Source organism: Pseudomonas sp. G.S.17, from assembly GCF_038096165.1.
GTDB lineage: Bacteria > Pseudomonadota > Gammaproteobacteria > Pseudomonadales > Pseudomonadaceae > Aquipseudomonas.
The window spans coordinates 1,048,199-1,067,284 of the sequence record NZ_CP151076.1 but is presented as its reverse complement, the minus strand read 5'-3'; the positions used below and the strand labels follow the sequence as shown (position 1 = coordinate 1,067,284).

Here is a 19,086-nt window from a genome sequence, read left to right as displayed (position 1 = left end):
GGACACGGGCTAGCGCTTACGTGAACTCGGTGATCAGTCGATCGAAATGAGCCAGCAGCTGTTGCAGGTACCGAGTCTCCTGGGCGCGAGAGGCGTAGACCATCTCCGCCATTTCGAGAATCCCGGACGCATTGGGCAGCGGCAGGTTCTGCTCGAGAATGATCTTCATGCGCGGCAGGAAGATCCACTGCAACCATTGCTCGAAATCCAGGGTGTCGACACAAAACGGCTCGACACTGGACAGCGCCTGCTCACTGGGTGGCGAATCTCTCCACCACCCCAGCACTCTCAACTCACGCTCGATCAGCAGCAAATGTTCCGCTACCTCAGGAAAGCGTTTATCCATCATGCGCCAACCTTGGCTTTCTGGCGGGCCTGGGCAGCACCGGCCGAGTCACCCTGCTTTTCACGGGCCTGGGCGATGATGTCCCAGAGACTGGCTTGCAGGCTTGGACGACCATTGGCGTAAGTCAGGCCGCGCTGCGCAAGCTGTTCGGCCTGAGCGGCATCGCCCTGAGCCAGGCGAACCTGCGCCAGACGATAGATGACTTGTGGTTCACGAGGCGCAACACGCTGCGCACGCTCCAGGCTCGACGACGCACCATTGAGGTCGCCGCCGTTCTGCTGTTGCTGCGCGGTAGTCAGCAATGCCAACACCGGACCGTCCAGCTGTTCATCCGCCGACAGGCCACCGCCCGACGAAGGAATACCGCTCGGCGCAGACGCGGCAGGCGCGCTGTAAGGCGTGTTGTTGATCGGCGCGGTATTGATCGGCGCCTGATTCGCTGAGGTATCAATCGGCGCGCTGGTGCTGAACGGCACCTGCTCGGCCGGCGCGGCATACGTGCCGATAGGCGCGGCACTGCCAGTCCCGCCACCGGGAATCATTACGACCACGCCGGAATCCTGCGGAACGGATTGGGCCTGCGCCGGAGCCTGCCCGGCGTTTGGTCGGTAAGCACCGTTACGTGACGCGGCAACACGTTCGCTGTTGGAAACTTTCGAGCTGGAATCGACTACCGGAATCGAACCACGCTCCACACTGGCACAACCATTGAGCAAAGCCAGAGCTGTTAACGCTGGTATCAACCACTTGTTCACTTGACGTCCTCTTTGCTTAGTTCAACCAACCCTTGACCCAATCCATCACTGAATCGGCGGGGGCCGTATTCCCGCCACAGGCCGGGCCAGGTGCGGGTTCGCTGCCGCGAATATACGGCATCTGGACGGCGTTCGGGCAGCTTGCATCGGTGCCCTGTCCGGTCGCGGCATTGACCCATGCCTGAATTACGTTATCCGGCAACGGCATGTCCAGTGGCAACGGATCGGCCTTGCGCATGAAACTGGTCCAGATCTGCAACGGCCCGGTCGCACCGGTAAAAGGCGTCTTGCCATTATCATCGCGCCCCATCCAGACCACTGCCAACAAATCCTGGCTGAAACCCGCGAACCAGCTGTCGCGGGAATCGTTGGTCGTACCGGACTTGCCCGCCAGATTCAGCGAGCTTGGCAATACGTTATAAACCGACTTGCCCGTACCCTCGCGCATCACGCGCTGCATGGCATTTTGCAGCAGATAGATAGAGCCCGGATCGAAGCGCTGCTGAATCTGGAACGGATAGCGCTTGAGCGGTTCTCCTTCGGCAGTCAGCACGCTGCGAATCGAGCGCATCGGGGTATTGAAGCCACCATTGGCGATGGTCTGGTACATCGTCGCAACCTGCATCGGGCTCAACGAGCCGGCGCCCAGCAACATCGACGGATAGGTCGGCCAGTCAGCCTGCACCCCCAGCTTGCCAAGGGTCTTGAAGACATTCGGTACGCCCAGTTCCAGGCCGATCTTGGCGCTGGACAGGTTGTAGGAGTGCGCAAGCCCTTGGTACAGGAAGATATTGCCGTGGGCCTTGTGATCGTAATTCTGCGGTTTCCAGATCTGGCCATCCGCGCCCTTGACCTGGAACGGCTCGTCGGCCACCCAACTGGTCAAGGTGTATTTGCTCGGCTGCTCAAGCGCCGTCAGGTAAATGACCGGCTTGACCAATGAGCCGATCTGGCGCACGGCATCGATGGCCCGGTTGAACCCGGCATAGCCCGGCTGGCGGCTGCCGATCAGGGCCTGGACTTCGCCGGTTTCCGGGTTGGTCACGACCATCGCCGCTTCCATCTCGTCCACACCCTTGCGCCCGCTCAGCTTCTTGAACGTCTCGGTCATGGCCGCTTCGGACTTCATCTGCAGAATTGGATCGAAGCTGGTGAAGATCCGCAGACCCTCTTCGGTCAAGTCTTCGTCGCGATAGTCTTCGCGCAACTGGCGTTTGACCAAATCGAGGAAAACCGGGAACGAGCTGTCTGCCAGACTGCCGGTTCGGGTAACCCCCAAAGGCATTTTCTTCGCCGCAGCGACCACTTCGGCCGTTGCCACGCCCTGCTGTTCAAGCAGATCAAGGACCAGATTGCGCCGCTCAAGCGCACGCTCGGGATTGCGTCGCGGATTGTAGTAGGACGGGCCTTTGACCAGACCAACCAGCAACGCCACCTGATGCAACTTGAGTTCAGACAGCGGCTGACTGAAGAAATACTGGCTGGCCAGACCGAAACCATGCACGGCGCGCTGGCCATCCTGACCGACGAACACTTCGTTGAGGTAGGCCTCGAGAATTTCCTGCTTGCTGTAATGAATCTCCAGCAAGACCGCCATCATCGCTTCAGTCAGCTTACGCGTGATGCTGCGCTCGTTGGTCAGATAGAAGTTCTTGACCAGCTGTTGCGTCAGGGTACTGCCGCCCTGGCGCATCTGCCCGGCGGAGGCATTGATCCAGAACGCACGGGCGATGGCCTTGGGCGAGACGCCGAAGTGGTGATAGAAGTCGCGGTCTTCGACGGTAACCAGAGTATCGAGCAGATACGGCGGCGCCTGATCCAGCTTGATCAGGATCCGGTCTTCGAGGTTTTTCGGATACAGGCCGCCAATCATCAGCGGTTCAAGGCGGGCCACCGCGAGTTTTGCGCCATTGCCCGAACTCAGGTCGGCAACATAGTCGCCCGAAAAGCGCACACGAACCTGCTGCGCCGGGTCGGCACCTTCGTAAAACTGGAAGCCGCGGGTATTGAGGTCAACCGTATTGCCGTTCACCGCCGCTGCGCCCGGGCCATTGGCCACGCTTTCGCGACGATAGCCCAAGGCATCAAGCTCGATAAGGAAGTCGTCCTTGGTGAGCTTTTGCCCGACGAACAACTCCAGCGGCCGTGCGTATACCTTGGCCGGAATAGTCCAGCGCTTGCCGGAAAACTTCTCCTGCACGATGGCATCGAGATAGATGGCGAAGCCGGCCAGCACGACGAGACCGACGAGACTGAGCTTCAAAGCCCAGCCCATCCAGGTGCGCAGGCGGCTGGGGGTAGGTTTTTTTGGGGTTCGGGAAGAGCGAGTACGAGTCATGGCGGCGGATTATACGCACTTTGCAAGCGTTCGAAAGGCGGCCTTGACGGCGGTTTGCAGGCTTGCGCCAAGCGGCCATAATGGCCGCCTTGAGCCATTCACCGAATTATCACTTCTGAAGGATCGTCCGTGAGCCAGTCACTCCTTGCAGCCTTGCAAAACCCCGCCCTTTTTCCGCATCCGGTCGAGGGTTTCCAACTCATCGAAACGCACATTTCGTGGGTCCTGCTGACCGGTCCCTACGTCTATAAATTCAAGAAACCGGTGAATTTCGGCTTTCTTGACTTCACGACCCTGGCGGCTCGTGAGCACTTCTGCAATGAAGAGCTGCGCCTGAACCAGCGCCTGACTGAAGATCTGTACCTGGAAGTCCTGCCGATCACCGGCACGGCCGACGCCCCACAACTGGGCGGCGACGGCGAAGCCATCGAGTACGCGCTGAAGATGCGTCAATTCCCGCAAAGCGGCCTGCTCAGCACCTTGCAGGCCAACGGCGAGTTGACCACCACGCATATCGACGAGATGGCGCGACAGATCGCTCAGTTTCATATCAGCGCTCCGGTGGTCCCGGCCGACAACGAACTAGGTTCGCCTGACAGCGTCATGGCCCCGGTCCTGCAAAACTTTGAGCAAATTCGCCCGCTAATCAGTGAAAAGGCCGACCTGCTACAACTCGATGCCCTACAAGCCTGGGCAGAATCCAGCTTCAATCGTCTCAACACGTTACTGGGCCAGCGCAAGGCCGAAGGTTTTATCCGCGAATGCCACGGTGACATCCACCTGGGCAATATCACGCTGATCGACAACAAAGTCGTGATCTTCGACTGCATCGAGTTCAACGAGCCGTTCCGCATGACCGATGTCTACGCCGACATCGGCTTTCTGGCAATGGACCTGGAAGATCGCGGCCTGAAATCCCTGTCGCGGCGCCTCATCAGCCAATACCTGGAACTGACCGGTGACTATCAAGGCCTGGAGCTGCTGAATTTCTACAAAGCCTACCGCGCACTGGTTCGCGCCAAGGTTGCATTGTTCAGCCTGCCCGCCGACGCCGATCCGGTACAACGCGGAGCCACCCTTCGTCAGTACCGCAACTATGCGAATCTGGCCGAGAGCTACAGCGCGATCCCTTCGCGCTTCCTGGCGATCACTCACGGCGTGTCGGCGGTGGGCAAAAGTCATGTGGCCATGCGCTTGGTGGAATCCCTGGGGGCGGTCCGCTTGCGTTCCGATGTCGAACGCAAACGCCTGTTCGTGGCCAAAGACGCCGAGCTTTACGGCGCAGACGCGAGCATCGCGACATATGAAAGCCTGCATGAATTGGCTGGCGTGATTTTGCGTGCAGGCTTCCCGGTGGTGGTTGACGCGACTTATCTCAAGCAGGCCCAACGCGCGGCCGCTGCCAAAGTGGCCGAAGCCACCGGCGTGCCGTTCCTGATTCTCGATTGCGAAGCCCCGCAGGCAGTGATTGCCGGCTGGCTGGCTCAGCGTCAGGCGGCAAATGTCGATCCGTCCGACGCAACGCTGGAAGTGATCGAGGCCCAACAGGCCAGTCGCGAGCCTTTGACCGCTGAGGAAGTGCTGCACAGCAAGCACGTGCAGACTAATCAGAGCTCAGATCTGGATAGCCTGGTCGAGAACATTCGTCAGCGTCTTCCGGGCCTCTGAAACATGTTCGAGCCGTTTGGCATTTAGGGCTTCACGGCTCGAAAATAGTGGCGATATACTGGCGCCATAATTCCAACGTAACGGAAAAACGAGAGGCGCTATGACTCAGCCGAAAATTCTGGATTCCTTCCTGTACGCGCTGCTGCGCAAGGACGATGTGGCCGGATTCAACCTGCAGAAACCCAGGTCCGGCACCGTGGATCTGGCTGGGGGTGATTTTCGCGGCCTTGATCTGCGCGCCCTGGATACCGAACGCATCGACTTCACCGATGCGTATTTCCGTTCGGCTGATTTGCGCGGACTGGATTTGCGCAATACGCCCATGGAAGGCGCCAGCATTGCCCACGCGCAGATCTCGGGTGCGTTTTTCCCGGCAGAGCTATCAGCAGACGAGATTCTGATGTCAGTCAACTTTGGCACGCGGATGCGTTATCGCACGGCGAGATAGCTCAGTTGAACCAGCTCTGTTCAAACTGCCGGCATGCGCAACGCATGTCGGCATGCCTGGCTACACGCACGTTCTGTTACCAGTTGCCCTCCTGCTGATTGCAATGCTCGCCTCTGCTGCCTACACGCCTACAGCCCACGGACTACACTGACTGTGGTTCGCCTGCGTTTATTTAACGTCGGAGCTCAGCATCGCATGGAGGCATGATGAACGATGAACTGCAACACCTCAAAAACCTCGGTAAAACGTCATCTCAACGGTTGCACGCTGTCGGTATCCACAGCCCATCGGATTTACGGCGAATGGGGTCTGTCGGGGCGTATCAGGCTGTACGCAAGCGCGGTTTCCGGGCAACCAAAGTGCTGTTGTACGCAATCGAGGCAGCACTCATGGATATTCACTGGATTGATCTGCCGATTGATCGCAAAACTGATCTCAATCATCAATTAAACGGCACGGCACGGCAGACGAAGCTTTTTGAAAGCCCTTACGAGGAATGAAAAATAAACCGTTGACATGCAAATGAGAATCGCTATGATTATCACAACTGGTCGCGAGACTGGCCGATACCTGAGAGACCTTGGTTCGGTGTTTCAGATTATCTCCTCATCAGGCTAATCACGGTTTTTGACCCGGCTCTTTGCCGGGTCTTTTTTTGCCTGCGAAAAAGTCGGCGTCAATAGCAGTTGCCGTGCGGCCCAGGCGCGAGAACGCCCAGCTGGATCAGCAGATCGTCCAACAAACTGGACGCGCCGATACGCACGCGCTCGGCGGTGAGCCAATGAGGACCGAAGCGCGCCTGGGTCATGTCGAGATACTTCTTGGCGTCCTGGAACGTACGAATGCCACCCGCGAACTTGATACCGACCTGCCCTCCCACTTCGGCAATGCTTTCCAGCATGATTCGCGCGGCCTGGGGCGTCGCGCTGACGACCACCTTGCCAGTACTGGTCTTGATGAAATCCGCACCCGACAGAATCGCACCACGACTGGCATCCAGAATCGTCTGCGGATCACGCAGATCGCCGGTTTCCAGCGTCACCGTCAAACGGGTGCGCGGGCCACAGGCATCCCGACACGCGGCCACCAGATCCATTCCGACTTGTTGATCACCGGAAAGCAGCGTGCGAAACGGGTAGACCACATCGATTTCATCCGCGCCGGCCATTACCGCAGCCCGGGTTTCGGACGCGGCAGACTCAATATTCGCGGAGCCGTACGGGAAGTTGACCGCAGCCACCACGCGTATGTCCGGCGTGCGCAGCCGGTCAAGCGCGGTGCGGGCCAGCAGGACAAACTTCGGATAGACGCAAATGCTGGCAACAGGCCCCAAGGGGGTCAGGGCGCGCTGACACATGCCGATAATGCGCTGGTCGGTGTCGTCTGCATTGAGTGCCATTAGATCAAGCAGGCCAATTGCCCGCCGTGCCAACTGCTCATCGTCAGCGTTTATATCTGTGTTCATGTCTCGCCTCGATCCTTTGCAAGTTCAGGAGCAAGACAATATATGAGCCTCAGCCTCGCAAACCGGCTGGCGGACCTTCAAGGAACGGGACTACGTAAAAAACAGAAATTTCCGAAGAGAAACCCTGGTCTGCGCCGCTCAGTTTTCAGAGGCGGGCTTACGCATCCCGGCGCAATAATCCTGAGCTGGCGTGGCTGCGGTAGACCAGACGTAATCCGCGCTGGCGGGATCCACATCCGTGCCGAACTGACTCAGGATCAGCACAACCGGAGGTTCTTGCGCGCCGAGATCCGCCATATGCAGCGGCACACCGAGGTCTTTGCGCACATGCCAGCTCCCGGCAAACAACAGCGCCGGAGCGGGCGCAGCCATAAGCCGCTCGGCCATCCGCCGGTCACGCAGCTGCTGAATGGCGACCATCGCGGGCAACTGTTCTTCAGGCAACAGACCGCAATGGGACGCGCGAACCTGTTCCAGCAACTTTTCGCGCACGTTGGGGGACGTTGACAACGTGCCCTCAACTCGCGGCGGCTGCTTGTAGATCGACATGACTTCAGCGCTGTCAAGATTGGCGGAAAGCAGCGGATAGGGTTGCGCCAATGCGTAACGGACAATGGGACCATACAAGGCCCAGTCCCAGCCCTTCTGCCACTGCAATGCGCCGGAAAGGTCGGGCGGAAATTCGCCTCGGGCGATGGCGGCGCGAACCGTATCAACCGATGCCTGCTGATCGGGATTGATCATCTCCAGCAGCAGGCTGCCCTGCTGGCGACGATCGGCCAGTACCTGTAAAAGCCAAAGCTGTAATGCGTGGTGATCGGGATTGTCATGCAACTCCCCAACCAGGACACGCGGCGCCAGGGAGAGCCGTTCGGCAAGCTGCTGCGGCGTCAGCTCTTGCCCGCTCTTGATGTCATGAATCATGCCTGAATCCAAATCCTCACGCCCAAGCGGGCTCTGCGAAAGGGGTATATTCGGCAACGAAGGTGGCCCTTGGCAAGCACTCAGCAGCAGCAGTGCCAGTATCGGAAGCAGACGGCGCATCATTCCAACCTCTCAATCGACGAAGATCATGGCCGCAATGCCACGAGAACTGCCACACTCCACCCAGACATAAACGGTAAAGATTATTCTGCCGCCCACCAAGGAGAACCCTCTGAAATTGCTCTGTGCCGGTCGCGATATACCGGAAGGCCAAAGCCGTGGCCTGGAACTGGACGGCCGTAACCTGATAGCGATACGTCGTGACGGCCAGATATACATCTACCAGAATCGCTGCCCGCATCGCGGCGTCGCCCTGGAATGGCACGAACACCAGTTTCTGGACCCCAGCGCCAGCCTGATCCAGTGCGCGACCCACGGCGCACTGTTCCTGATCGAAAGCGGCGAATGCGTGGCCGGACCTTGCGAAGGGCAATCGCTGACGGCGATTGCCTGTCATGAGGATCAAGACGGGATCTGGATCATCTCCAACGACAACGCCTGAGCGGGATCGAGCGCCCAGCGAAGCTGCAAGGGCCGGTCGATGAATATCTCCTCGGATGTCAGCTGCACGCCATAGGCCAGCACTTCAACCCCCGCGGCCATCGCGTCGCGCAACGCGGCTGCATAACCGGGATCGATCTCTGCTGCGGGCCTGACCGCTTCGACGCCGGTCAGGTTGACGCAGTACAGCAACACTGCGCGCACGCCGTCGCGCGCCAGACTCGCCAATTCCCGCAAGTGCCGGGCGCCGCGCAGGGTGACGGCGTCGGGAAATGCCGCGACCGGTGAACCGTCAAAGCCCAATGTCACGCTCTTGACCTCGACGAACGCCGGGCCTGCGGGGTAATCCAGACGAAAATCCACCCGACTCTTTTCCTGCCCGTACGGCACTTCACGCTTGAGGCCGGTGAAACCGTTGAGTTCACTGATGACACCGGCGCGCAAGGCTTCTTCCACCAGATGATTGGCGCGCCCGGTATTGATGCAGGCCAGCCGTCCTTGCGGGGTTTCGCTGATTTCCCAAGTGCCGGGCAACTTGCGTTTAGGGTCGCTGGAACGGCTGAACCAGACCCGTCCGCCCGGCATCATGCAATTGAACATCGAGCCGGTGTTGGGGCAATGAATGGTCAGCAGCTCGCCGCTGGCGGTTTGGATATCGGCCAGGAAGCGCTTGTAACGCACCACCAGCAAACCTTGTTCGAGTTCCGGAGAAAAACGCATCAGCTTTGCCAGCTGCGCAGACCGCGAGCGATTCGCTCAACGGCTTGTTGCAGACGCGGCAAGCTCTGGGTGTAGGCAAAGCGCACGTGGTGACCCGCCTGAAAGCGGCCGAAGTCCAGCCCTGGGGTGATTGCCACGTGCTCGGTTTCCAGAAAGTGTCGGCAAAACGCAAACGCATCGCCGCCGAACGCGCTGATGTCGGCGTATAGGTAAAACGCGCCCTCGGGCTCCACCTGGATCTTGAAGCCCAGTTCACGCAAGGCTGGCAGCAGGAAGTCTCGGCGCAGGCCGAATTCAGCGCGACGCTGTTCGAGAATTTCCAGGGTTTGCGGCTCGAAACAGGCCAACGCGGCGTATTGCGCCATGCTCGGCGCACTGATGTAGAGGTTCTGCGCGAGTTTCTCCAGATCCGCGACCGCGTCGGGCGGTGCGACCAGCCAGCCAAGACGCCAACCGGTCATGCCGAAATATTTCGAAAAGCTATTCAGGACGAACGCCTCATCGTCGACTTCCAGCACGCTGGCCGCATCTATGCCGTAAGTCAGGCCGTGGTAAATCTCGTCCACCACCAGATGGCCGTTTCGCGCCTTGAGCGCTGCCGACAATGCCGCCAGTTCGTCGCGATGCAGCAGCGTGCCGGTGGGGTTGGCGGGCGAAGCAACCAATGCGCCCACGCTGTCCTGATCCCAATGTTTCGCCACCAACTCGGGCGTCAGTTGATAACGCACGTCCGGGCCGACTGGCACCAGTTGCGCGGCGCCTTCGACCAGACGCAGAAAATGGCGATTGCAGGGGTAACCAGGATCGGCGAGCAACCAATGCTTGCCGGGATCGACCAGCAAGCTGCTGGCGAGCAAAAGCGCACCGGAACCGCCGGGGGTCACCAGAATCCGGTCGGGGTCGAGGCTCACGCCATAACGCTGCGCATAAAATCCGGCGATGGCTTCGCGCAATTCTGGCAAGCCACGCGCAGCGGTGTAGCGGGTTTTGCCCGCCGCCAGCGCGGCTTGCCCGGCGGCAATAATCGGCGCGGCGGTGGTGAAGTCCGGCTCACCGATCTCCAGGTGGATGACGTCGTGCCCCGCCGCCTGCAGTTCATTGGCCCGGGCCAGCAACGCCATGACATGAAAGGGTTCGATGGCGCGACTGCGCGCACTGTAGGGCTGAGCCATTGGCCTTCCTTAATCAAAAAAACAGAGCCGGATAAACAGGCTGGATACCTTGTGCGAACGATTCTACCCAACCTCGCGAATGCCTGTGATTTAAAAAGACGAGGACGGCGCAGCGCTGTGCTTTTAACCGTTCGACCAATGATTGAAGGGATAAATATCCAAATGGGTGTAACTCAGACTGTGGGAATCAAGCCTGCCAAGGTTTTTTCCCACCTCCTGCCGTGGCCGGAGCTATGATTCAACTGTGCTGTCGTGCGCTGATGCTCGACAACCGGGAGTAGCGCGCTCCGATTTGATCTGGTAAGTTCGCCCGCTTGCAGCCGCAGGGCCGGCAGGTGTCGGCGATGTCTAAATCCTGCGCAATGGATTAAAGAGTGAGAGGCGGTCCATTCATGCCCACCCAAGAAAAGCAGCAGAACAACCAGATAGCTGGTGACTTCAAGCCTTACGAAATCAGTAAGGGCGAGGAGTACATGAGCGAAAAGATGCGTGCTCACTTCACCAAGATTCTCGGCAGCTGGAAGTTGCAGTTGATGCAAGAGGTCGATCGGACCATGCATCACATGAAAGATGAAGCTGCCAACTTTCCGGATCCGGCGGATCGCGCCAGCCAGGAAGAAGAATTCAGCCTGGAGTTGCGTGCCCGTGATCGCGAGCGCAAGTTGATCAAGAAGATCGACAAGACGCTGCAGCTGATCGAAGACGAAGAATATGGCTGGTGTGAATCCTGCGGCGTAGAGATCGGCATCCGCCGCCTCGAAGCCCGCCCAACCGCTGACCTTTGCATCGACTGCAAGACGCTGGCGGAAATCAAGGAAAAGCAGGTCGGCAAGTAAGCGACCCGCAGCCTTGAACCAGGGACGCTTCGGCGTCCTTTGTTGTTTCTGGATCTCCTGGGCAAACACCCGATTCTGTAATAGCGAATCCGGATGAAAAGCCCAATTTCGAGTTCCCGCCAAACCCCAGTAATATCTCGCCCATGAAATCTGCCACCTACATCGGGCGCTTTGCGCCGACGCCCAGCGGTTATCTGCACTTTGGCTCGCTGGTCGCAGCACTGGCCTCGTACCTTGACGCCCGCTCGGTTGGCGGTCTTTGGCTGATGCGCATGGAAGATCTCGATCCGCCAAGAGAAGTCCCCGGAGCGCAAGCGGCGATTCTCGATACCCTGGAACGCTACGGTTTTGAGTGGGATGGCGAGCTGGTCAGTCAAAGCCAGCGCCATGACGCCTACGCACAGATCGCCAATCGCTGGCTCAGCCACGGGCTGGCGTATGCCTGCACATGCTCGCGCAAACAGCTGGAACCGTTCGCCGGGGTGTATCCGGGAATTTGCCGGGACGCTGGTCACGATTGGGAAAATGCCGCCATCCGGATTCGCGTGCCAGAAGTGCAGTATCAATTCGAGGATCGGGTTCAGGGCAATTTTCAGCAGCATCTGGGTCGCGAAGTCGGGGATTTCGTGATCAAGCGCCGCGACGGTTTGTTCGCCTATCAACTGGCGGTGGTGATCGACGACGCCTGGCAAGGCATCACCGACGTGGTGCGCGGTGCCGACTTGCTCGACTCCACCCCGCGCCAGCTGTACCTCCAGGAATTGCTCGGTGTTCCGGCGCCCCGCTACCTGCATGTGCCACTGATCACCCAGCCGGACGGCAACAAACTGGGCAAATCCTATCGCTCACCACCGCTGACGACTGATCAGGCGACGCCTTTATTGTTGCGGGCGTTGCGCGCGCTGGGACAGCCGGTCGATAGCCAACTGGCTCATGGCACGCCGCAAGAGGTTCTCAAGTGGGCAATCGGCCACTGGAACGTTGCGTTGATCCCCCAGGTTCGCAACCTTGAAGAAGCCCGGATAGACTGAGTTAGAGCGGTCGCGATCAACTTGTATAGACGGGTGATGAAACGCCTCTTGCAGGTTGCGCGCCATCCGTTACCATGCCGCTCCTCATCCCCAGCAATGCGAACGAATCGCGAAGGAGGCCAAATGTATATTTACCGATTGGTCCTGTTGCTGGTGGTCGGCATTTACCTGTTCTCTCCGGCCATCATGGATTGGTGGATAGATGCGACCGGCGCCTGGTATCGCCCGTATCTGCTGTGGCTGATCCTGATCGTGGTCACCTTCATTCTCCAGAGCCAACGAGATGCCGATGAGCTTTAGCCTGACCCAGATGATTCTGGTCAGCGCCGCCTATTTATTAGTGCTGTTCGGCGTGGCATGGATCAGCGAGCGTGGTGTCATTCCCCGCTGGATCATTCGTCACCCGCTGACTTACACCTTGTCGCTGGGCGTCTACGCCAGTGCCTGGGCGTTCTACGGGACGGTCGGCCTGGCCTATCAGTACGGCTATGGATTTCTCTCCAGTTATCTCGGGGTTTCCGGGGCGTTCCTTTTGGCGCCGGTGTTGCTGTATCCGATCCTGAAAATCACCCGCACCTATCAGCTTTCATCGCTGGCCGATCTGTTTGCGTTCCGCTTCCGCAGCACCTGGGCGGGCGCGCTGACCACTATTTTCATGCTGATCGGCGTACTGCCACTGCTGGCGTTGCAGATCCAGGCGGTGGCCGACTCCATTGGCATCCTCACCCGCGAGCCGGTGCAGAACCGCGTTGCCCTGGCCTTTTGCGCGCTGATTACCCTGTTCACGATTTTCTTCGGCTCGCGCCACATTGCCACCCGGGAGAAACACGAAGGCCTGGTGTTCGCCATTGCCTTTGAGTCAGTGATCAAACTCATCGCCATTGGCGGCATCGGCCTGTACGCGTTGTATGGCGTCTTTGATGGTCCGCAAGCGCTGGAACAATGGCTGCTGCAGAACCAGAGCGCGCTCGCCGCCCTGCATACACCGCTGCAGGAAGGTCCATGGCGCACCTTGCTGCTGGTGTTCTTCGCCTCGGCCATCGTCATGCCACACATGTACCACATGACATTTACCGAAAACCTCAGCCCGCGCTCGCTGGTCAGCGCCAGCTGGGGCCTGCCGCTGTTCCTGTTGTTGATGAGCCTGGCTGTGCCATTGATTCTCTGGGCCGGGCTCAAGCTCGGCGCGACCACCAGCCCGGAATACTTCACGCTGGGCATCGGCATTGCGGCCAACAGCAAAGCTCTGGCTCTGCTCGCCTATGTCGGCGGGCTTTCGGCGGCCAGCGGGCTGATCATCGTCACGACCCTGGCGCTGTCGGGCATGGCCTTGAATCATCTGGTCCTGCCGCTTTATCAGCCGCCCGCCGAAGGCAATATCTACCGTTGGCTGAAGTGGACCCGGCGCGGCCTGATTGTTGCGATCATCATGGCCGGCTACGGTTTCTATCTGTTGCTCGGCGCGCAACAGGATCTGGCCAATCTGGGCATCGTCGCGTTCGTGGCGACTCTGCAATTCCTGCCGGGGGTGCTTTCGGTGCTGTATTGGCCGGCGGCCAATCGTCGCGGCTTCATCGCCGGTTTGCTGGCGGGCATCACGGTGTGGATGGTCAGCATGCTGTTGCCGTTGATCGGCAACTTCCAGGGTTTTTACATCCCGCTGCTGAACATGATCTACGTGCTGGACGATACCAGTTGGCACATGGCGGCAATCGCCTCGCTGGCCGCCAACGTGTTGCTGTTCACCCTGATTTCGCTGTTCAGCAATCCCAGCCCGGAAGAAGCCAGCGCCGCCGAAGCCTGCGCGGTGGACAACGTGCGCCGCCCGCAACGCCGCGAACTGCACGCCGCGTCGCCGCAGGAGTTCGCCACGCAACTGGCCAAACCGCTGGGCGCCAAGGCTGCGCAGAAGGAAGTCGAGCAGGCGTTGCGCGATCTTTACTTGCCGTTTGATGAGCGTCGTCCGTACGCGCTGCGGCGTCTGCGCGATCGCATTGAAGCCAACCTGTCTGGATTGATGGGTCCCAGCGTGGCCCAGGACATGGTCGAGACCTTCCTGCCGTACAAATCCGGTGGCGAAAACTACGTCACCGAAGACATCCACTTTATTGAAAGCCGCCTTGAGGATTACCACTCGCGCCTGACCGGGTTGGCTGCGGAACTCGACGCCCTGCGCCGCTATCACCGGCAGACATTGCAAGAGCTGCCGATGGGCGTGTGCTCGTTGGCCAAGGATCAAGAGATCCTGATGTGGAACAAGGCCATGGAAGAACTGACCGGCATTGGCGCCCAGCGCGTGGTCGGCTCGCGGCTTGAGACCATCACCGAACCCTGGAAAGAGTTGCTGCTGGGGTTCATCAATCTTCCCGACGAGCATCTGCACAAGCAGCGCCTGGCACTGGATGGCCAGACCCGCTGGCTCAATCTGCACAAAGCCGCCATCGACGAGCCCTTGGCCCCCGGCAACAGCGGCCTGGTATTGCTGGTCGAAGACTTGACCGACACGCAGATGCTCGAAGACAAACTGGTGCATTCCGAGCGACTGGCCAGCATCGGTCGTCTCGCCGCTGGCGTGGCGCACGAAATCGGCAACCCGATTACCGGCATCGCCTGCCTGGCGCAGAACCTGCGCGAAGAGCGCGAAGACGATGGCGAACTGACCGAAATCAGCAGCCAGATTCTGGAGCAGACCAAGCGCGTTTCCCGCATCGTGCAGTCGCTGATGAGCTTCGCTCACGCCGGCGGCCATCAACATACCGACGAAGCGGTGTGCCTGGCCGAGGTCGCACAGGATGCCATTGGTCTGCTGGCCCTGAACCGGCGCAACTTCGAAGTGCATTTCTATAACCTGTGCGATCCCGACCACTGGGTCGATGGCGACCCGCAGCGGCTGGCCCAGGTGCTCATCAATCTGCTCTCCAATGCCCGTGACGCCTCGCCTGCGGGCAGTGCGGTGCGGGTGCGCAGCGAAGTTTCCGAACACACTGTCGACCTGATTGTGGAAGACGAAGGCAGTGGCATTCCGAAAGCAATCATGGATCGATTGTTCGAACCCTTCTTCACCACCAAGGATCCGGGTGAAGGTACCGGACTGGGCCTCGCACTGGTCTATTCCATCGTTGAAGAGCATTATGGACAGATCACCATCGACAGCCCGGCCGACCCCGAGCACCAGCGCGGTACCCGTATTCGGGTGACATTGCCGCGACATGTCGAAGCGACGTCCGCTGTGAACTGAGACCGTCGAGAGAACCAAATCAATGCCGCATATTCTGATCGTCGAAGACGAAACCATTATCCGCTCGGCCCTGCGTCGCCTGCTGGAACGTAACCAGTACCAGGTCAGCGAAGCGGGTTCGGTGCAGGAAGCCCAGGAACGATTCAGCATCCCGTCGTTTGATCTGATCGTCAGTGATTTGCGTTTGCCCGGCGCGCCCGGCACCGAGCTGATCAAGCTGGGTGAAGGCAAGCCCGTGCTGATCATGACCAGCTACGCCAGCCTGCGCTCGGCAGTGGACTCCATGAAAATGGGCGCCGTCGACTACATCGCCAAACCATTCGACCACGATGAAATGCTCCAGGCCGTGGCGCGGATCCTGCGTGACCGTCAAACCGTGCAAAGCATGCAGGCCGATCGCAGTCTGGCCAAGGCCAACGGTGCGGACAAAGGTGTGGTCGACAACAGCAATGGCGAAATCGGCATCATCGGCTCTTGCGCACCGATGCAGGACCTTTACAGCAAGATTCGCAAGGTCGCGCCGACCGATTCCAATGTGTTGATCCAGGGTGAATCAGGCACCGGCAAGGAATTGGTGGCGCGTGCGCTGCATAACCTTTCCCGCCGCGCCAAGGCGCCGATGATTTCGGTGAACTGCGCAGCGATCCCGGAAACCCTGATCGAGTCCGAACTGTTCGGCCACGAAAAAGGCGCCTTTACCGGCGCGAGCGCAGGTCGTGCCGGTCTGGTTGAAGCGGCCGACGGCGGCACGTTGTTCCTTGATGAAATTGGCGAGCTGCCCCTCGAAGCCCAGGCGCGATTGCTGCGCGTGCTTCAGGAGGGCGAAATTCGCCGGGTTGGCTCGGTCCAGTCGCAGAAAGTCGACGTGCGCCTGATTGCTGCGACGCACCGCGACCTGAAAAGCCTGGCCAAAGTCGGCCAATTCCGGGAAGACCTTTATTACCGCCTGCATGTGATCGCACTGAAACTGCCGGCCCTGCGTGAACGTGGCGCTGATGTCATCGACATCGCCCGCTCCTTTCTTGTGAGGCAAAGCGCCAAGGTTGGCCGCACTGACCTTAAGTTTGCCCCGGATGCCGAGCAAGCTATTCGCCATTACACTTGGCCAGGCAACGTGCGCGAGCTGGAAAACGCTGTGGAACGCGCGGTCATCCTGTGCGAAAGCCCGGAAATTTCGGCCGAGTTGCTGGGTATCGACATCGAACTGAGCGACCTGGACGACGAGGACTTCATTGGCCTGCCCGCTCAGCATAATGCGTCCAGTTCCACCAGCCACGAGCCGACCGAAGACTTGTCCCTTGAGGATTACTTCCAGCATTTCGTCCTGGAACATCAGGATCACATGACCGAAACCGAGCTGGCCCGCAAACTGGGCGTCAGCCGCAAGTGTCTGTGGGAGCGTCGTCAGCGCCTGGGCATACCGCGCCGCAAAGGGGTGGCCAGCGAGACCTGATAGAGAAACGCCGCGCAGGGCTCTGGCCCGAGCGTGCGCGGCTTGTGTCGAAGGTGTTACCTCCGCAGGTTCAACGTAACAAAAGCCGGGTCTTACGGTAACGAAGTCCCGGCTTTTTTATGTCACCAGAAAGCGACTCCAACGCCCGAACGCCCGGTTTTAAAGGGTTTCCAAAAGTTGGCACAGGTTCTGCAATATCACTGGTACAAGAACAACAAAAACTCGCAGTAGTAAAACCCATAATAAAAACAATACGAATCGACTCACGCATAACAAGAACAACACGGCGGAGGCGCAGCTAACTGATTCTTTTGGAGAGGAGTTGTATTTGGGGCGTGCCCCACGACCAGGCTGAGAACAACAAAAACTACCCCAAGGTAGCGCCTGAACTGGTTGGATCGAATGATCATTGCAACGCAGCGACCAAAGCAATCCGTTTGCTCTTGACTCCCGATTGGGAGGGTTCACAGACCAAAAGTCTCGTGAATGGGCACTCAACAAAAACAAAAAGCCCGAACAGACAATAAAAATAAAGAGCACACACTTTGGGGGAGCTTCGGCTCCCCCAGTAGCTTCCGTAACAAAACCGTTCACCCCCTTCTTGTAAGCCTGTCGCGCAGCTTCCTACACCATCCCCCGACTAAATGCTAGAATCCCCGCCCATCGTGCGGTCACTCTTCGTATTTGGCCGAATATTCCTTCAAACAGTGCATCCCATGCTGAAGAAGCTGTTCCAGTCTCTCCGTTCCCCACTGCGCAAACCGCAGCAACACATCCGCAGCACACCTGAAGTGCTCAACAGCAGCCAACACTCGCTGCAACGCAGCCAGTTCAGCCGCTACGCGGTCAGCATTGTCGAGCGCCTGCAAAACGCTGGCTACCAGGCTTATCTGGTCGGTGGCTGCGTGCGGGACCTGATGCTGCATATCGAACCCAAGGATTTCGACGTCGCCACCAGCGCCACGCCGGAACAGGTTCGCGCTGAATTTCGTAACGCCCGAATCATCGGCCGGCGCTTCAAGCTGGTCCATATTCACTTCGGCCGCGAAATCATCGAAGTCGCCACCTTCCGCGCCAATCATCCGGTGGATGATGAGGACGAAGACAGCAACCAGTCTTCGCGTAACGAGAGCGGCCGGATTCTGCGCGACAACGTTTACGGCACGCTTGAAGAGGACGCCCAGCGTCGCGACTTCACGATCAACGCCCTGTATTACGACCCGGTTTCCGAGCGCGTACTCGATTACGCCAACGGCGTACACGACATCCGCAATCGCTTGATCCGCCTGATCGGCGATCCGCAGCAGCGCTATAAAGAAGACCCGGTGCGCATGCTCCGCGCCGTGCGTTTCGCCGCCAAGCTGGATTTCGGCATCGAAAAACACAGCGCCACGCCGATCCAGCCATTGGCGCCGATGCTGCGCGATATCCCGTCGGCGCGTCTGTTCGAAGAAGTGCTCAAGCTGTTCATGTCCGGCTACGCCGCGTCGACCTTCGAAATGCTGGTCGACCTGGAACTGTTCGAACCGTTGTTCCCGGCCAGCTCCAAGGCTCTGGAATACAATCCGACCTACACCCACACGCTGATCAGTGAAGCCCTGAGCAACACCGACCTGCGCATCAAACAGAACAAGCCGGTAACCCCGGCGTTCCTGTTTGCGGCCCTGCTCTGGCCAGCTTTGCCCGCCAAGGTGCTACGTCTGCAGGAACGCGGCATGCCGCCGATTCCGGCCATGAACGAAGCGGCGCAAGAGTTGATCCTTGAGCAGTGCCAGCGCATCGCCATTCCGAAGCGCTTCACCATGCCGATCCGTGAGATCTGGGACATGCAGGAACGTCTGCCGCGTCGCTCCGGCAAACGCGCCGACATGCTCCTCGACAACCCACGGTTCCGCGCCGGTTACGATTTCCTCCTGCTGCGCGAAAGCGCTGGCGAAGAGACCGACGGCTTGGGCGAATGGTGGACCGATTATCAGGAATGCAACGACAGCGAACGCCGCGAGATGATTCGCGACCTGAGCAGCAAGCCTGACGCCACGGGCGCCCCGCCGCGCAAACGCCGCCGTACCAGTGGTGCCAAGCGCAAACGCGCCGCTGGCGACGCGCCGAATACTTCCGGCGAATGATCCAG

At 59.3% G+C, this 19,086-nt stretch carries 17 protein-coding genes; 10 read left to right on the top strand and 7 right to left on the bottom strand.

The window, feature by feature from the left end; all coding sequences use genetic code 11:
- Nucleotides 1-16 precede the first annotated feature (16 nt).
- From AABC73_RS04750 to mrcB, 3 genes are read right to left on the bottom strand one after another with little or no spacing between them, the layout of a single operon-like run.
- Nucleotides 17-346 (bottom strand): YqcC family protein, encoded by a 330-nt coding sequence (locus tag AABC73_RS04750; RefSeq protein ID WP_341524173.1) that lies wholly within the window; start codon nucleotides 344-346, stop codon nucleotides 17-19.
- Entirely contained in the window at nucleotides 346-1,101 is a 756-nt protein-coding gene (locus AABC73_RS04745) for a hypothetical protein (protein WP_065836057.1), read from the bottom strand. The genes AABC73_RS04750 and AABC73_RS04745 overlap by 1 nt, the downstream gene beginning before the upstream one ends.
- Before the next feature lie 16 nt (nucleotides 1,102-1,117).
- The gene (gene mrcB / locus AABC73_RS04740; RefSeq protein WP_341522662.1) at nucleotides 1,118-3,439 is read right to left on the bottom strand and encodes a penicillin-binding protein 1B; all 2,322 of its coding nucleotides are present in this window, start codon (nucleotides 3,437-3,439) and stop codon (nucleotides 1,118-1,120) included.
- 129 nt (nucleotides 3,440-3,568) lie between these two features.
- Here mrcB and AABC73_RS04735 point away from each other — a divergent pair, with 129 nt between their 5' ends.
- The 3 genes from AABC73_RS04735 to AABC73_RS04725 all read left to right on the top strand — a co-directional run bounded on the left by AABC73_RS04735 (nucleotide 3,569) and on the right by AABC73_RS04725 (nucleotide 6,055).
- The gene (locus tag AABC73_RS04735) at nucleotides 3,569-5,107 is read left to right on the top strand and encodes an AAA family ATPase (protein WP_341522661.1); all 1,539 of its coding nucleotides are present in this window, start codon (nucleotides 3,569-3,571) and stop codon (nucleotides 5,105-5,107) included.
- Between the two features lie 100 nt (nucleotides 5,108-5,207).
- Nucleotides 5,208-5,555, top strand: a complete 348-nt coding sequence (locus AABC73_RS04730; protein ID WP_020293227.1) for a pentapeptide repeat-containing protein — start codon at nucleotides 5,208-5,210, stop codon at nucleotides 5,553-5,555.
- A gap of 206 nt (nucleotides 5,556-5,761) precedes the next feature.
- Nucleotides 5,762-6,055 (top strand): TfoX/Sxy family protein, encoded by a 294-nt coding sequence (locus tag AABC73_RS04725; RefSeq protein ID WP_341522660.1) that lies wholly within the window; start codon nucleotides 5,762-5,764, stop codon nucleotides 6,053-6,055.
- Between the two features lie 176 nt (nucleotides 6,056-6,231).
- On the opposite strand, the gene deoC is transcribed toward AABC73_RS04725, so the two are convergent.
- Nucleotides 6,232-7,020, bottom strand: coding sequence for a deoxyribose-phosphate aldolase (deoC, locus tag AABC73_RS04720; protein WP_341522659.1), 789 nt, complete (start codon nucleotides 7,018-7,020; stop codon nucleotides 6,232-6,234).
- Nucleotides 7,021-7,158: 138 nt separating this feature from the next.
- Nucleotides 7,159-8,064: a ChaN family lipoprotein gene (locus AABC73_RS04715; protein WP_341522658.1), complete on the bottom strand. Its 906-nt coding sequence runs from the start codon at nucleotides 8,062-8,064 to the stop codon at nucleotides 7,159-7,161.
- 112 nt (nucleotides 8,065-8,176) lie between these two features.
- Here AABC73_RS04715 and AABC73_RS04710 point away from each other — a divergent pair, with 112 nt between their 5' ends.
- Complete coding sequence (locus AABC73_RS04710; RefSeq protein ID WP_341524172.1) at nucleotides 8,177-8,506, top strand: Rieske (2Fe-2S) protein; 330 nt, start codon at nucleotides 8,177-8,179, stop codon at nucleotides 8,504-8,506.
- Here AABC73_RS04710 and sfsA read toward each other — a convergent pair.
- Together sfsA and AABC73_RS04700 are read right to left on the bottom strand one after the other, a co-directional pair.
- Entirely contained in the window at nucleotides 8,467-9,225 is a 759-nt protein-coding gene (gene sfsA / locus AABC73_RS04705) for a DNA/RNA nuclease SfsA (protein ID WP_341522657.1), read from the bottom strand. The two genes, AABC73_RS04710 and sfsA, sit on opposite strands and share 40 nt — an antisense overlap.
- A complete protein-coding gene (locus tag AABC73_RS04700; protein WP_341522656.1) occupies nucleotides 9,225-10,397 on the bottom strand; it encodes a pyridoxal phosphate-dependent aminotransferase in 1,173 nt (390 codons plus the stop codon). Before AABC73_RS04700 ends, sfsA begins: the two co-directional genes overlap by 1 nt.
- 392 nt (nucleotides 10,398-10,789) lie before the next feature.
- Between AABC73_RS04700 and dksA the strand changes: the two genes are divergently transcribed.
- From dksA to AABC73_RS04670, 6 genes are all read left to right on the top strand, one after another.
- Nucleotides 10,790-11,233 (top strand): RNA polymerase-binding protein DksA, encoded by a 444-nt coding sequence (gene dksA / locus AABC73_RS04695; RefSeq protein ID WP_331151023.1) that lies wholly within the window; start codon nucleotides 10,790-10,792, stop codon nucleotides 11,231-11,233.
- Nucleotides 11,234-11,376: 143 nt separating this feature from the next.
- The gene (gene gluQRS, locus AABC73_RS04690; RefSeq protein WP_341522655.1) at nucleotides 11,377-12,264 is read left to right on the top strand and encodes a tRNA glutamyl-Q(34) synthetase GluQRS; all 888 of its coding nucleotides are present in this window, start codon (nucleotides 11,377-11,379) and stop codon (nucleotides 12,262-12,264) included.
- A gap of 123 nt (nucleotides 12,265-12,387) precedes the next feature.
- A complete protein-coding gene (locus tag AABC73_RS04685; protein ID WP_004879930.1) occupies nucleotides 12,388-12,564 on the top strand; it encodes a hypothetical protein in 177 nt (58 codons plus the stop codon).
- Nucleotides 12,548-15,502, top strand: coding sequence for an ATP-binding protein (locus AABC73_RS04680; protein ID WP_341522654.1), 2,955 nt, complete (start codon nucleotides 12,548-12,550; stop codon nucleotides 15,500-15,502). Before AABC73_RS04685 ends, AABC73_RS04680 begins: the two co-directional genes overlap by 17 nt.
- Nucleotides 15,503-15,524: 22 nt before the next feature.
- Nucleotides 15,525-16,955 (top strand): sigma-54 dependent transcriptional regulator, encoded by a 1,431-nt coding sequence (locus AABC73_RS04675; protein ID WP_341522653.1) that lies wholly within the window; start codon nucleotides 15,525-15,527, stop codon nucleotides 16,953-16,955.
- Between the two features lie 716 nt (nucleotides 16,956-17,671).
- Nucleotides 17,672-19,081 carry a polynucleotide adenylyltransferase PcnB gene (locus AABC73_RS04670; RefSeq protein WP_341522652.1) on the top strand — a complete coding sequence of 470 codons (1,410 nt, stop codon included), beginning with the start codon at nucleotides 17,672-17,674 and terminating at the stop codon, nucleotides 19,079-19,081.
- Nucleotides 19,082-19,086: the final 5 nt, after the last annotated feature.

What these genes read in the sequence shown, in the direction of transcription:
- AABC73_RS04750 (WP_341524173.1), bottom strand. Translation starts at nt 346, where the DNA reads ATGGATAAACGCTTTCCTGAGGTAGCGGAACATTTGCTGCTGATCGAG.
- mrcB (WP_341522662.1), bottom strand. Translation starts at nt 3,439, where the DNA reads ATGACTCGTACTCGCTCTTCCCGAACCCCAAAAAAACCTACCCCCAGC.
- AABC73_RS04730 (WP_020293227.1), top strand. Translation starts at nt 5,208, where the DNA reads ATGACTCAGCCGAAAATTCTGGATTCCTTCCTGTACGCGCTGCTGCGC.
- AABC73_RS04725 (WP_341522660.1), top strand. Translation starts at nt 5,762, where the DNA reads ATGAACGATGAACTGCAACACCTCAAAAACCTCGGTAAAACGTCATCT.
- deoC (WP_341522659.1), bottom strand. Translation starts at nt 7,020, where the DNA reads ATGAACACAGATATAAACGCTGACGATGAGCAGTTGGCACGGCGGGCA.
- AABC73_RS04715 (WP_341522658.1), bottom strand. Translation starts at nt 8,064, where the DNA reads ATGCGCCGTCTGCTTCCGATACTGGCACTGCTGCTGCTGAGTGCTTGC.
- sfsA (WP_341522657.1), bottom strand. Translation starts at nt 9,225, where the DNA reads ATGCGTTTTTCTCCGGAACTCGAACAAGGTTTGCTGGTGGTGCGTTAC.
- AABC73_RS04700 (WP_341522656.1), bottom strand. Translation starts at nt 10,397, where the DNA reads ATGGCTCAGCCCTACAGTGCGCGCAGTCGCGCCATCGAACCCTTTCAT.
- dksA (WP_331151023.1), top strand. Translation starts at nt 10,790, where the DNA reads ATGCCCACCCAAGAAAAGCAGCAGAACAACCAGATAGCTGGTGACTTC.
- gluQRS (WP_341522655.1), top strand. Translation starts at nt 11,377, where the DNA reads ATGAAATCTGCCACCTACATCGGGCGCTTTGCGCCGACGCCCAGCGGT.
- AABC73_RS04685 (WP_004879930.1), top strand. Translation starts at nt 12,388, where the DNA reads ATGTATATTTACCGATTGGTCCTGTTGCTGGTGGTCGGCATTTACCTG.
- AABC73_RS04680 (WP_341522654.1), top strand. Translation starts at nt 12,548, where the DNA reads ATGCCGATGAGCTTTAGCCTGACCCAGATGATTCTGGTCAGCGCCGCC.
- AABC73_RS04675 (WP_341522653.1), top strand. Translation starts at nt 15,525, where the DNA reads ATGCCGCATATTCTGATCGTCGAAGACGAAACCATTATCCGCTCGGCC.
- AABC73_RS04670 (WP_341522652.1), top strand. Translation starts at nt 17,672, where the DNA reads ATGCTGAAGAAGCTGTTCCAGTCTCTCCGTTCCCCACTGCGCAAACCG.